15 protein-coding genes are annotated in these 12,947 nt (G+C 63.7%); 3 read left to right on the top strand and 12 right to left on the bottom strand.

Annotation, left to right across the window (positions count from 1 at the left end; translation table 11 throughout):
* Nucleotides 1-595: 595 nt before the first annotated feature.
* Entirely contained in the window at nt 596-1,234 is a 639-nt protein-coding gene (locus J3481_RS02600; protein WP_206832529.1) for an undecaprenyl-diphosphatase, read from the top strand.
* Nucleotides 1,235-1,313: 79 nt separating this feature from the next.
* On the opposite strand, the gene J3481_RS02595 is transcribed toward J3481_RS02600, so the two are convergent.
* The 6 genes from J3481_RS02595 to csb2 all read right to left on the bottom strand — a co-directional run bounded on the left by J3481_RS02595 (nt 1,314) and on the right by csb2 (nt 6,863).
* On the bottom strand, nt 1,314-2,171 hold the full coding sequence (locus tag J3481_RS02595; protein ID WP_206832530.1) for a hypothetical protein: 858 nt from the start codon (nt 2,169-2,171) through the stop codon (nt 1,314-1,316).
* A complete protein-coding gene (locus J3481_RS02590) occupies nt 2,168-2,677 on the bottom strand; it encodes a zf-HC2 domain-containing protein (RefSeq protein ID WP_206832531.1) in 510 nt (169 codons plus the stop codon). Before J3481_RS02590 ends, J3481_RS02595 begins: the two co-directional genes overlap by 4 nt.
* A complete protein-coding gene (locus tag J3481_RS02585; protein ID WP_236011015.1) occupies nt 2,677-3,291 on the bottom strand; it encodes an RNA polymerase sigma factor in 615 nt (204 codons plus the stop codon). The genes J3481_RS02590 and J3481_RS02585 overlap by 1 nt, the downstream gene beginning before the upstream one ends.
* A gap of 182 nt (nt 3,292-3,473) precedes the next feature.
* Nucleotides 3,474-3,671 (bottom strand): hypothetical protein, encoded by a 198-nt coding sequence (locus J3481_RS02580; protein ID WP_206832532.1) that lies wholly within the window; start codon nt 3,669-3,671, stop codon nt 3,474-3,476.
* A 127-nt stretch (nt 3,672-3,798) separates the two neighbouring features.
* Nucleotides 3,799-5,211 (bottom strand): hypothetical protein, encoded by a 1,413-nt coding sequence (locus tag J3481_RS02575; protein ID WP_206832533.1) that lies wholly within the window; start codon nt 5,209-5,211, stop codon nt 3,799-3,801.
* A 113-nt stretch (nt 5,212-5,324) separates the two neighbouring features.
* Nucleotides 5,325-6,863 (bottom strand): type I-G CRISPR-associated protein Csb2, encoded by a 1,539-nt coding sequence (gene csb2, locus J3481_RS02570; protein WP_206832534.1) that lies wholly within the window; start codon nt 6,861-6,863, stop codon nt 5,325-5,327.
* A gap of 362 nt (nt 6,864-7,225) precedes the next feature.
* Here csb2 and J3481_RS02565 point away from each other — a divergent pair, with 362 nt between their 5' ends.
* Nucleotides 7,226-8,026 (top strand): acyl-CoA thioesterase, encoded by an 801-nt coding sequence (locus J3481_RS02565; protein WP_206832535.1) that lies wholly within the window; start codon nt 7,226-7,228, stop codon nt 8,024-8,026.
* Nucleotides 8,027-8,047: 21 nt separating this feature from the next.
* On the opposite strand, the gene J3481_RS02560 is transcribed toward J3481_RS02565, so the two are convergent.
* From J3481_RS02560 to J3481_RS02535, 6 genes are all read right to left on the bottom strand, one after another.
* Complete coding sequence (locus J3481_RS02560) at nt 8,048-8,308, bottom strand: metal-sensitive transcriptional regulator (RefSeq protein WP_206832536.1); 261 nt, start codon at nt 8,306-8,308, stop codon at nt 8,048-8,050.
* A gap of 54 nt (nt 8,309-8,362) precedes the next feature.
* Complete coding sequence (locus J3481_RS02555) at nt 8,363-9,163, bottom strand: sulfite exporter TauE/SafE family protein (RefSeq protein ID WP_206832537.1); 801 nt, start codon at nt 9,161-9,163, stop codon at nt 8,363-8,365.
* Nucleotides 9,164-9,263: 100 nt separating this feature from the next.
* Nucleotides 9,264-10,403 (bottom strand): MBL fold metallo-hydrolase, encoded by a 1,140-nt coding sequence (locus J3481_RS02550; RefSeq protein ID WP_206832538.1) that lies wholly within the window; start codon nt 10,401-10,403, stop codon nt 9,264-9,266.
* On the bottom strand, nt 10,400-11,005 hold the full coding sequence (locus J3481_RS02545) for a sulfurtransferase TusA family protein (protein WP_206832539.1): 606 nt from the start codon (nt 11,003-11,005) through the stop codon (nt 10,400-10,402). Before J3481_RS02545 ends, J3481_RS02550 begins: the two co-directional genes overlap by 4 nt.
* Nucleotides 11,006-11,169: 164 nt before the next feature.
* Nucleotides 11,170-11,565, bottom strand: a complete 396-nt coding sequence (locus tag J3481_RS02540) for a DsrE/DsrF/DrsH-like family protein (protein WP_206832540.1) — start codon at nt 11,563-11,565, stop codon at nt 11,170-11,172.
* Nucleotides 11,566-11,613: 48 nt separating this feature from the next.
* Nucleotides 11,614-11,922 carry a rhodanese-like domain-containing protein gene (locus tag J3481_RS02535; RefSeq protein WP_206832541.1) on the bottom strand — a complete coding sequence of 103 codons (309 nt, stop codon included), beginning with the start codon at nt 11,920-11,922 and terminating at the stop codon, nt 11,614-11,616.
* 183 nt (nt 11,923-12,105) lie between these two features.
* Here J3481_RS02535 and J3481_RS02530 point away from each other — a divergent pair, with 183 nt between their 5' ends.
* A complete protein-coding gene (locus J3481_RS02530; RefSeq protein ID WP_206832542.1) occupies nt 12,106-12,891 on the top strand; it encodes a sulfite exporter TauE/SafE family protein in 786 nt (261 codons plus the stop codon).
* Nucleotides 12,892-12,947 lie beyond the last annotated feature (56 nt).

Here is a 12,947-nt window from a genome sequence, read left to right as displayed (position 1 = left end):
GTACCGCGAAGCGACGACGCACCACCACAAACGTGGATTAGTTCTTACGGCCCGGAAATTCGTGCGACTGGTCTATGCGCTGCTGAGCAAAGGCCAAATTTACGATGAAAGGCGGGCGACAGGCTAAGCGCTGACTCCTTAACCGACATCCTGGAACATTCGCTACCAAGAGGATGAAACTTCCAATCACCCTCCTTAGGGGGGGCTTGCTTTGTCTCAAGTTGAACTTACACGAATTTCATTCGTCACCCCCTTGACATTTCACCGCAGGTCTTTTCGCATCTTAATTTGTTCATCAAACAAATACACTATGCATTATAGACCTCCAAAATCGATTTTGCAATCGCTTTCTCTACGGTAGTCCCCTTCACGCAAAAACCGCATCTCCAAGCGAGACGTTGTCTGTAAAAAAGTCGTATTGTTGTACCCGGTAAGTTTAGCCTCCTCGCGTAGTTCTCTCACTTTCGTTGGTCTCTCTAGCAATTTGCTTGCAATTTGGTTGCCGCAATAGGATTTTTCGGTCGATCTCGCCCGCCCGTGAACTCTTTTCGACTCGCGCCAGTCCATGCCGACGGTGATGGAAAGGAGTGATCGCGTGATTCACGCGGCGCTGTTGAATCCGTTCGAAGTACACGTATACCACCTCATCAACGGCCTTGCCGGCAAGAGCAAGCTCCTCGACGACGTCATGATCTTTTTCGCGAAGGACGCGCTTGAGCTCTACGCGGCGCTGTTCATCGCCTACTGGTTCGCGCTCCCGAAGGAGGATCTGCGAAGCCGCAATCAACTGGCCGTGGCCGGTTTCTCGGGCATTCTCGCCCTGGTTCTGAACGTCGTCATCTCACACGTTCTCTGGTTCCGCCCGCGCCCGTTTGTCGTCCTCCCCAAGGGCACCTACACGCAGTTGATTCCACATCCGGCGGACGCCTCGTTTCCGAGCGATCACAGCGCGGGATCGTGGGGATTCGCAGGCGGATCGTGGGGGCGCACGCCGAAGTGGATCTCGGTACCCTTCACGGTCATTGCAGTGCTCGTGATGATCGCGCGGGTGTTCGTCGGCGTGCACTACCCGACGGACGTGATCGGCGGAATGGCCGTAGGCCTCTTGGCGAGCGCGGCGGTGCGGCCGCTCGCCTCGCGCATGATGCCGCTCACGCGGATGGTGGCGAAGCCGTTCGGATATGGAAAATCCCCCGAACCGGCTCGGCGCGCCGAGCGCACTTCGCGCGGCTGAGCAGCTTGCACAACGTCTTCGTCCGTTGAAAGAGCCCTTCCGCACACGCGGCGGAAGGGCTCTTTCAGTTCGTTTCAACTCAGGTCGGGGCGCGATCAGCTTTGCGGCGGTGACGCCAGCGCCACAGCCATTCGGCGGTCACGCCGACGCCGGCCAGCCAAAGCACCAGAAACAGAATCTGACCAATGATGGGGATGCTCGAGAACGCGACCATGAAGCTGACGCCGGCCAGTGCCGCCTTCCAGACCTCCTGCGCGCGATCTCGCCCGACGATCATCCTGCCGAGCCACACCGACACGACCGACAGGCCCACCGTCGCGCCAATCGCGTACAGCGCGAGGCAGGCCACCGCGACCGGGATGCCGACGAGGGTCGCGGCGAGAAGCCCCGAGAGCGCGAGGACGGCGAGCGTCACAAACACGCCGCTCAGCCCCGCCCGGCGCGCGGATTTTTCGAGCTCGGCGAGGGGCACCGCGATGCTTTCGCGCAGGGCCGCCGCGATGACCGTAAGAAGCGCGGTGAGGATGACGCCCGCGACGAGCAGGCCCATCCAGGCGACGAGCGCACCGAGGCTCGCCACAATGGCGCCACTCCAGAACGGGTTGCCGAGCGTGGCGTGAAGCAATTTGTGCACCGTCGCGCCGGGCAAGGTGCGCACCTCGCCGCCGAGATCGATCACGGTGTCGACGTGGGCGGTGGGCAGAAGGTCGACGTTGCCATTGACCACGAGGACGTGATCGGCCGCCCCCGCGATGGTGAGGTCGTGTCCGACGACGATGATGTCCCCCACGGACTGGCCGGGCAACACGTCGGTCGCGCTCGTGCGGATGAGTCCCTGATTGGCCACGACGGACGCCTGGGCGACGACGGGCGCCGCGGTCAAGAGCGAAAGGCCGCAGAGTGCCGCGGCCAAAAGCCAACGCTTCGCCCGCTTCATCGCCAAACGACCCCTCTTCGCGTCCAACGCAAGGCTCGCCGCAGGCCGGTGAGCGAGAGCACGAGCATCACCAGACTGAACCCGCCGAGGACGACCAGCCACTCGGCGTGCACGGCCCAGGGCAGCGCAAACAGCGCGCGGACCACGGCCAAAGCGAAGTGGAGCAGGATGGTGGCCGCAGAGGCGACCGGCAGGCTCACCGCGGCGAGGACGAGCGCCACACCCAGCGCCAGGCTCGCGAAGTACACGTACGCGAGCCGCCGCGACTGCACCTCTTGGCGCGACAGGCCCAGCGCTTTCAGCACGCGCAGCGGCATGTCGGCCGGAGCCGTGAGGGTTCGCGCCCACGAAACCAGGGCGCGCTCGTCGCTCCTCAGGGCGTCGGCAAGATTTCGGCAGCGCGCGCAGACCGCCAGGTGCGCTTCCACGCGAGCCTCGTCGTCCGTCCCGAGCTGGCCGTCCAGATAGTCCGACAGCATGGGCTCCACGAACTCGCACGATTGCATCAGCTATCACCCCTCTCGCCGCTCAGGTACATGCGCAACTGCATGCGCGCGTGGTGCAGTCGGGATCGCACCGTGCCGATGGGAATCTCGAGCACTTCGGCGATCTCGTCGTACTCCAGGCCGTGAAACGCCCTGAGCACGATGACGGTCCGATGCTCGGGACTGAGCTTGGCCAGCGCGCGCTCCAGATCGATCCGGAGAGAGGCGGCGTCTTCTCCTCCGGCAACGGACCCGTGGATTTCCTCGGTGGGATCCTGCGCGCGGCGCGCCTTCGCCTGGACCATGTCGAGCGAGATGCGAACCGCGATGCGCGCGAGCCACGTCGGAAACGTGCGGTCCTCGCGAAGCCGCCCGAGCGAGCGAAAGGCGCGAATGAACGCCTCCTGCGTCGCGTCCTCGGCGTCCGCGGCGTTCTGCAGAATGCCGTAGGCGGTTCGATATACAAAGGACTGATAATTGCGCACGATGGTTTCGATCGCCTGCGGATCGCCCTGCCGCGCTCGGCGTATCAGTTCGAGGTCCGCTTGTTCCAAACGGGCATCACCTCCGTCGGCGAGCGTCGGTCCGCCCTCTTCCAGGCGCGCCGTGGACTCGGCCGCAGCGATCCGCCCCATAGACGCTCCGCGCCGCGCGCCAGTTCATCGCAGGAAGGCGGATTCCTCGGAGGCGCGTCCCTCTCCCCATTGTAACCGGGACCGCAGCGTACAAGAAGTTGGAAAGCAAAAATCGGCCGCTCCGCTTGTGGCGGAACAGCCGATTCACTGAGCTTGCGCAAGGGCGTCGGCGTCACGAGTCGTCAGCAATTGCCCCCGGGGCAGCCGGGATCGACCGTCACGTTCTTCGTCTCGGGCTGCACGACGTAGCGCGGGACGTTCACGATGAACTGGCGATTCACCCGCACCACGGGCTGAATGACCGGCACCTCCCGGCAGATGTAGCAGTCGTGGTATTCGTAGATGGGCGGGCAAACAATCGGCGGGCATGGCTTCATCATGACCAACATCCTCCCTTTCGACCCAGAGTATTGGCGGGATACTACAGGATACTGGGCCGCCGACCTTCCCGGCGCGGCGCGTGTCCCGGATGGGGCCGCCGCGCGCGAAGTTTCGCATGGCGGGCGCCTAGGACACGCCCGGGACGTCGATGGCGTGATCGGCCGTGTCGCGCGGGTACCATCGGATGCCGATGGAAGGGTGCAGCCCGTCGGAAGGATTGTGCACCACGAGCGCGGGATCGACGGGGCGATCGCCAAGTTCCAGCACGGTTCGGCGCGGATTCTGGGTGTAGAAGGTGATTCCCCTCACCTCGTCGAGCGTGGGGACGTGAGGGCCGAAGACGGGATCGTCAATGGCGCGGATGTGGATGTACGTGCGGCCGAAGGCGTGCGTCACGTCGTAGCGCAGGTGATCCCGGGCGATGTTGTAATGGAGCAGGCGGCTGGTGCGCGCCACAAGCAGCCTGCCGCTTTGCGCATGGCGCGCGAGCCGCTGGAGCGCGGCCACCGCCTCCTTCGGCAGGACGCCTGGGTAAGGCGTGCCACACAGATGCTGCGCCACGACCGCAAATCCGCCGTCTGCCTCGAGCCGCGCGAGATGGGCCTCGGACAGTTGCTCGTTCAGCCCATACGGCGTCCAGTTCCAGACGACGGCGCCGTGGGGCGTGTAGCGCTCGTTCGTGTAGCGCCAAAAGCCCCACACCCTCCGCCCGTCCGCGAGGCGCAGCGGAAACACGACCGACGGCCGCGAGAACACATTGCTCGAGATGTCCGGCCACACGAAGCGGATGCCGTATGGGATGGTCAGATCCGTGTGGTAATAGGGCGATCCCGGCAGATCCCCTTGCTGGTACGCGTAGAGCCTCCTGCGTCCGCGTGCGCCGAAGTTGTCGACATTCGACCGATTGCCGTGATCCGTCCACACGTCGACCGAGTCGCCGTTCGCTTTGAGCGCTGCGACGGCCTGTGCGGCGAGCTGGCGGCGAAAACGCGTCTTCCGCTGATCCACTTGGCTGAAGTCGCCATACGTGTGGAGGGTATCGATCCACCCGACGCGTACGTAGACGTGGATGGCCTTGGCGCCATAGGGGGCTTGGCTCGTGCCCTCGAAGTACGAGAGCTCGCGCTGAAGAGGGACGCGCCCGATCTCGTCCACGACATGGCGCTCATCGTTCGCCGTGTACACAAAAAAGGAATCCGCGTAGTCGAGCCCGAGCCCCTGGCCGAGCGGTGTGCGTTCAGTGGTATTGATGAACCGGTGCACGAGGTTGAATTTGCGGAGCGTCTGGCTGTCCGCATCCGACGAAAGGGCCAGCATGGCCCGATAGGGGTACGGAAAGCGTCGCAACCCGTACACCGTCGGAGCGCGAGACGCGGCTTGCCATTCCAGAGCGGCCGGCTGCAGAACGGAGGGTTGATGGGCGCGCGCGGGCTGTGCGCCGTCCCCTGCGCGAACTGCCGTGGGCCCCGTCGTCGCGGCCGCACCAATGCCGATGGCGATTCCTGCGTACATCAGCAGGCGAGCCAACCTGGTGGACATGCGACCACCTCCTCCCCTCGTGTTCCCGGAGGAAGAGGCGGTTATGTGGAAAGCCACCCGAAGACTTCAGGAGGAAATGTAAGTTATATCCACACGACATCTTCTCATTCGCATCAGGTCATCTCCGCATCTTCCGTTTCGCCGTAGGCGCGATCCGCCTCGTCCACCTCCACCGCAAACAGCCCCATACCGAAGTGGCAATTGGCGCCAAGCGCGATCGGTCCGTACACCGGCTCGGCAAATTCGAGCCGCCAAAATGAGCCCCACCGTCCGGGGATATTCTGGCGCTTGCCGTATCGCAGCCTGCGGAATTTGTGCGCGGGCACCAACTGACCCGCGACGTGGGCCGCCGCGAGCGGCGTGATGGACACGGGTTCCGGCAATCCGCGCAGCCTCAATTCCTTTCGAATCTGCTCGATGGGCCCGAACTTGGCGCCGCCGTGCTTGGCGTGCCACGGATGAAGATAGGGCGTGATGGAAAGGAAGATGCGCCCGGGGCCAATGAGGAGGTCTTCCGGCATCGGCGCCGAGCCGTCCGCCGCCTCCGGCACGCGCCACAGATCCTCCAGCGAGACGCGCCACCGGCGCTTGGGGCCCGGCCACCAATCGGGCGTCACCAGCGTGCGGATGCGTTCCAGCGCAGCGATGACGCCTTCCGGAAACGGATCCTGAGCGTAGATGAGCACGTGATCCAGCAGGCCGTCGAGATCCAAATCCTCGGGCAGAACGAACACGTGCTGATGCCCTCGCCGGCTGACGGCGCCCGGCTCGTTCGGCTCATGTCCCGTGATGATGAGCGGAGCGGGTTGGGCGCGATCGTCATACCGGCTGAGAATGGACTGGTGGAAGACCTCCGCGATGTCGAGGGCCTCGGTCACGCGCGGGCGGCACGAGGCCGCGATGGCATACCGGGCGGCATTCACCTGTTCGCGGGCCGCCAGCTGCCGATAGGTGCGCTTCGACCGGCGAGGCTTGCGCAGCGCGGGATCTGCAAAGACGTAGCGCACGCGGCGGGCGGCAGCAGGCGCACCCCCGCTCACGGGCCGAACGTCGGCGGCCAGAGCCTCGAGGAGCCCCGCGCCTGCCCCCGCCGTGGGCGAGTGGACCTGCGATTCAGGCCACACGTGGGGAGGCAAAGGGCAGAGCCACATCACGACTTGCCCGCGGCCCTCCGCGCCCTCCGCGCCCTCCGCCGGGCGCAACGGGCGCGCGTCGACGCGCGCAGGCGGCTCGTGGGATACGTCGCACGTGAGCCATTCCTCCGCGGAGCACGCGGCCGGCACTTGGGCGAGGATCTGTTCCAAGAGTTCCAATTCGTCCGGACGAAGGGAGAGATGAGGCCAGTGAATGTGCAGGACCGACGGGCGAGATACCCGCAGGACAGCGCTCTCGGCGCCTAGGCCCGAGCCTCTCCGGCCGATCTCGGCGCACGAAGGCAGCGTGTAGCGCGGCGGTTCGAGCGACAGCGCTTCCACAAGCGATTCAAGTGTGCGCTCCGCCTCCGCGGAATGGATATGAACGCGCGCGGCTGCTGCCGCGATGACGCACATCAGCCGCCACGGCGAAGGGGGCCATTCGATCTCCGTCGCGAGCGAATCCTGAAAAGGCACAGGATGCTCGCCTGCGGCAAAACGGAAAGCGATGCCGATCACGGTGCCACTTCCCTCTCTGGATGAATTCGCGCACGAAGGCGCGACGACGCAGTCCAACGGGCAGGACTTTCATCCCTATCCCAATTCTCAGAAACCTCAAGAGACGCCGCAAATGGGGCACCATCCACGCGGTGCAAAACGGAAGCCTTGGTTCCATGCAGCCATGAGGACAGTCTGACGCACCCATCGTAATCTTCCTAGGATTGGTCGTCAAGGTCCTCAGCGGATCTTGATGGTCCAATTCGGTTTCCCGCTCTCCGATCGCACCACGGCTGCGCTTTCCCGCTCGTTTTTCATTTGATATTCTATTTCACATACGAACCAAAGATGATGGACGTCAATTGGTTTTCGAGGAGGACCCCATGGCTCAATCCGCGACGCACCCATTCGATCAAGCGACGGCGCTCTTCTTCGACGGCGAACGGTTTCACGGAGAGACGAGGCCCGAATACTACAACATGGTGGGGCCGTTTGGCGGGATCACCGCCGCGACGATGCTCAACGCGGCCATGTTGCACCCGGCACGCCTCGGCCAGCCGCTGGCCCTCACGGTGAACTTCGCGGCTCCCGCCAAAGTGGGGCCGTTTGTGGTGGACGTGATCGTCGCGCGCACCAATCGCTCGACGCAGCACTTCTCCATGTCCATGATCCAAGACGCGGAGGTGGTCACCACCGCCACCGCCGTCTTCGGCCTCAGGCGCGACTCCTGGTCGCATGTGGAAGCTGTGATGCCTGACGTGCCCACGCCAGGCGACGTGCCCCGCTTCGAAGCTCCCGCGCCGCTGCCGTGGATGCAGTGGTATCACGTCCGCCTCATCCGCGGCTCGGCGCTGGACGACGTCGAGGATGCCGTGACGTACCAGTGGATGCGGGACGATCCGCCTCGGCCGCTCGATCACGCCGCGCTGGCGGCGCTCTGCGACACGTTCGTCCCGCGCGTGTACGTGAAGTTGAAGCGACCCGTGCCGATTGGCACCGTGACGTTCACCGTCTACTTCCTGGCCGATCCGGACACCATCTTCCGCCAAGGCACAAACGAGCTGCTGGGCGTCGCGCGCGCCACCCGCTTTCACCAGGGCTACTTCGACCAAATCGGCGAAGTGTGGTCGCAGGACGGCGAGCTGTTGGCGACGACCACGCAGCTCGTCTACATGAAAACGTGACCGGGGCCATGTCCGCACCGGTCAGCGGCTCTTCATGAGCAGTTCGATGGCCTCCTGGATGACGTGCTCCGCGGAGCCCTTGCCCGCCAGCTCCTCGCGGATGCACTGCTCCATGTTTTCGCCGACGACGTACATGATGACGCGATCGACCGCAGTGCGAATGGCGGTGAGCTGGTTGACGACCTCCTTACAGCTCTTGCCCTGTTCCATCATGCCGATCACGCCGCGCACCTGCCCCTCGATGCGCTTCAGGCGGTTCTTCATTTGATCGTTGTATTGCATAGGAATCCCACCCTATCGCCGCAGTATGGGAGGGGCGGCTTCTCCAAGCCGCCCTCAGTGAATCAAGATACTGATGTTATCGTACAACATGTAGAGTGCAACAAGCACGAGGATCGAGCCGAAGATGGTCTGCAGAAGCGATTTCCGGTTGCCCAGTTTCGTCGAAACCCACGTGCCCACGACGCCGCCGGCAATGCCGCCGAGCACGTACAGCAGGAACACGTTCCACGCAACAAGCCCCGATGCCGCGTAGGACACCGCCGTCGTCACGCCGAACAGGCCCACCGACACGAGCGAGCTCCCGATGGCGTCGATCATCTCCATTCCGGTCGCGAACATGAGCCCAGGCACAATCAAAAATCCGCCGCCAATGCCAAAGAATCCGGACAAGAGTCCCGTGCCGCCGCCCGTGGCCAGCACGCGCCCCCAGCGGAACGATGCCGTCGATCCCGCCACGGTCGCGCTTTCGCCCCCGCGCCTCGCCTGAATCAGCGTGCGGACGGCAATGACGAGGATCAACAGGGCGAACAGGAACAAGAGCGCCTTGCCGTCGAGCATCTTGCCGAAGATCGAACCGACGACCGCCCCGATGGCGCCTGGGATGGCGAAGAGGATGGCGGGCTTCCATCGCACGTGGCCGTGCCGCCAATGCGGGATCAAGTTGATCCACGCATTCACTGCCACCGCGAGTGCGGTCGTTCCGATGACGATGTGGGCGTTGTGGATCCCCACGACGTACAGGAGCAGCGGCACGGCCAGGATGGATCCGCCGCCGCCGATGAGCCCCAGCGTGAACCCGACGACCCCGCCACATGCGATGGCAAGCGCGATTTGTAAGCCACTCAGCGCGACCATCGAGCTTCCCCCTCAAAACCGAGTTTGCCGCCCGGATCCATACCTATACCTGCACGGGTATGGATCCGGGCAAAAAAAGTTCCCGACAAGCCCGCTCCACTCAACCGTGCACGGCGCAGCGGTTCGGGCCGATCTCCATCTCGCTGGCCTCGTCCGGATTGGGCGCCAGCTTGCCCATGTTCGTCATTCGGATCTGCTGATACGCGTTTGGCTGCGGCGGCAAATTCTCGGTCACCGTCTTGAAGAACTCGCCCTCGTCCTGAATTTGAAGGCCCGGGTTCTTGTCGTAGAGCTCCGACAAGCGGGCGCACACCAAACCTTGCTCGTTCACTTCGGACGCCCACGCGTAGTGTGCGGGGAGCACAAGCAAATCGCCAGGCAGCTTGCGGTACGTCTCATACAGCGTCCTGCGAAGATCCGGCGCGAATTCCTTCGCACGCCCCGCCAAATCCGGCCGCCCAATGGAACCCACGAACAGGATGTCCCCGCTCAACAGGTAGCGTCCGTCGACCACGAGCGACGTGCTGCCCGGCGTGTGCCCCGGCGAGTGTACGGCGCGAATGGCGATGCGACTGTCGCCAATGCGGATCTCCTCGCCTTCGTTCAGCGGCTGATACGAGTACGTCACGTCCGAAGCGTCGGCCGGCGGCAGATAATACGCGGCCCCGGACGCCTCGGCCAACGCGCGCCCGCCCGAGATGTGATCCGCGTGCAGATGCGTGTCGATGACCGCGCGCAACTTCGCCCCTTGTTCCTTCGCGAATTGCAGATACACGTCCACGAAGCGCGCCGGATCGATCACGGCCATCTCGCCATTCGAGACGACGGCGTACGAAAGACACCCCTTGCCGACGCGCAAGAACTGGTACAACGCGCCGCCTTCGACGTCCCCGGCCTTGACGGGATGCAGGTATTCGCTCCAGGCGCGCATGCCGCCCTGCAGATACGCGACGCGATGGAGTCCCGCTTTCACGAGCTCTTCCGCCACGAACTTGGAGGAACCCTCCTTCGCGCACACGACGAGGATGTCCTTATCCTTGGGCAACTTCGGAACGAGCGCGTCGACGCCATCCAGCAGGTCGAAGTACGGCACGTTCAAAGCCTCGATGGCGTCCCCCTCGATGCGCCAATCCGCGTAGGCGTCCTCGTTGCGCACGTCGAGCAGGAAGAACGGCTCGCGCCGAAGAATGCGTTGATACACCTCCGCGGGCGTCCAAGCCGTCAGTGTCAGTTCCATCATTCCCCCACCTCCGACTGTTCCACAGGTCCTTGCCACTCCGACATGCCAGGCACGACGTTTTTCACGCGCGTGAAGCCGTGATCGGCGAGAATCTGGCAGGCCATGTCGCTCCGATTGCCCGTGCGGCACACGACGTAGATGTCCTTGTCCGCGTAGGCCTTCAGCTCTTCCACGCGGGATTCCAACGATCCGAGCGGAACCAGTACGGCCCCCGGAATGTGGCCGAACGCGTATTCCATCGGCTCTCGCACGTCGATCACGACCGCATCGCCCTTCGACACCCGTTCCGCCAGCTCGTCATTCGACGCCACATGCGGATACTTTTTCTCCGGCTTCGCCTCATCCGGCGCGGCCTTGCGGATGTAATGGCGGAACACCCCGTCCTTCTCGACCGTGCCGAGGTACTGATGGCCCGTTCGCGTCGCCCAACTGCGAATATCGGCCACCGATCCCGGATCGGTCGCGATCACTTCGAGCACCTGGCCGGCCTCCATCTCGTCGATGGCCTTCTTCGTGCGCACCATCGGCATGGGGCACGAGAGCCCTTTGCAGTCGATCAGCTTGTCGACGGTGAACGTCGGCGTTTGTCCTGTCGCGCTCATCAGCGGATCAGCCTCCTAGCAGGGTGATGTAGATTCTCTATGCCATCGCCGCCCACAAAGGCCACGGCGTAGTGTTCGAACCTTGATTCAATGGCTTCGAATTGGACCGCGCGATCCGCCCGCGCATTCGGCGCGGGCAGCGGCGGTGCACACGGGACAACACCTCAGAAGGTCACGGTGACGTCAGCGTCGTACGCGAAGTCGAGGAAGTTCACGGCTCCCGCAAACTCGACGCCGTCGATGAAATCCTCAGGTTTGAGCTCCATGACATCGACGGTCATTTGGCAAGCGATGAGGCGGACGCCGCTCTCCTTGGCCATTTGCAGCATTTCCTGAATGGAAGGCACGTTGTGCTTCTTGAAGTTCTCCGCAAACGGCTCGTTCTCAGGCTTGAACTTGAGCAGTTGCGCCGAGTTCTTGTGGATGATGTTCAGACCTTCGAAGGTGAAGAAGATGGAGACCTCGGCGTCGGTGGCGACACCCGCCATGGCGATGTTGAGCACCTTGTAGGCGGTCTCGAGCCCGCCGTTCGAAGCAATGATCGCGACTTTCTTCGCCATGATGTTCCTCCCCGTTTGAACTGCGATCCTCTCGATAGCTGGACGGGTTCATTGCACCGGCCCGCGCCAGCCGAGCATGCCGCCCATCAGATTCCACACATTGGAGTATCCCTGAGAGAGCAGGAACTGGCACGCGCGCTCACTGCGGTTTCCGCTGCGGCAGACCATGACGGTCTCCTGATGCGGATCAATCTCCCGAAACCGCTCCGGCAACTGGCCGAGCGGAATGTTTTTCGCGCCCGGAATCATGCCGGAAGCGACTTCCTCGGGTTCGCGCACGTCGATAATCTGCAGCTTCTCGCCTCGCTTCAGTCGTTCCTCCAGATCCTGCGCAAGCATTCCTCGAACTTGACTCATGCTCGTCACCTCCTCGTCCTATCGTACGCCTCCCTTGTCGTCACATCCAGCGGCGCCCTCATTTGTACGGTACGGGGTATAGTATATACGCGCCTCCAGAGCGTTGTCAATATACCCCCTAAGGTATAATTCCGCGATCGCGCGCATAGCTTGTATCATCCACAGGACAAGAGGGTGACGCGCGTGAGCTGGGAGATGTTCGCTGCACTGCTTGCCATCGGCTTTGCGGGGTCGGTGTTGGCCGGTATGGTCGGCGTGGGCGGTGCCATTGTCAAGTATCCGTTGCTCTTGTATCTGCCGCCTCTGCTTGGCATCGGGGCATTCACGGCGCATCAGGTGGCCGGCATCAGTTCGGTGCAGGTGCTCTGCGCTTCGTTCGCGGCCGTGTGGGCGTATCGCAAATCGGGGTACCTTCATCCGCGCCTCATCGCCGACATGGGACTCGCCATGCTCGCAGGCAGCTTCGTGGGGGCCTACGCGGCTCATTTTTTCGCGGAAAACGTCGTGAACCTCGTGTATGCCCTGCTGGCCACGGCCGCGACCCTGCTCATGTTGCGCCCGGCTGGAACGGACGAGCTGCGCGGCGAGGTGGACGAGATCGCCTACGCGCGCCCGCTCGCCGCGGGCCTCGGAGCACTCGTCGGCTTGTTCTCAGGCGTTGTGGGCTCCGCGGGCGCGTTTCTGCTGATGCCCATTCTGCTTGGCATCCTGCGGATCCCGACGCGCGTGGCCATCGCGTCGTCCATCGCCATCACGTTCGTGGCCTCGCTGGGCGGTTTTGTGGGGAAATGGGCGGCCCACGAAGTGATGTGGGGCCCCGCGTTGGTGCTGGCATGGGCCAGCGCCGTCGGCGCACCGCTCGGTGCCCGGCTGGGGCGGCGAATGGACGCGAAATGGCTGCGATTCATCTTGGCGGGACTTATCGCAGCGACCTGCGTGCGGATCTGGTGGACGGTGCTGGGGCGGTGAAAGGGCCGGCATCGCGGGGCCAGAGAGGCGAAGGGCGCCGCCTCCGCAGGAGAGCG

Origin of the sequence: Alicyclobacillus fructus, from assembly GCF_017329605.1 — a bacterium.
Taxonomy (GTDB): Bacteria; Bacillota; Bacilli; order Alicyclobacillales; family Alicyclobacillaceae; genus Alicyclobacillus; species Alicyclobacillus fructus.
The sequence above is the reverse complement of the archived record's forward strand: the minus strand, read 5'-3'. Positions and strand labels throughout refer to the sequence as shown.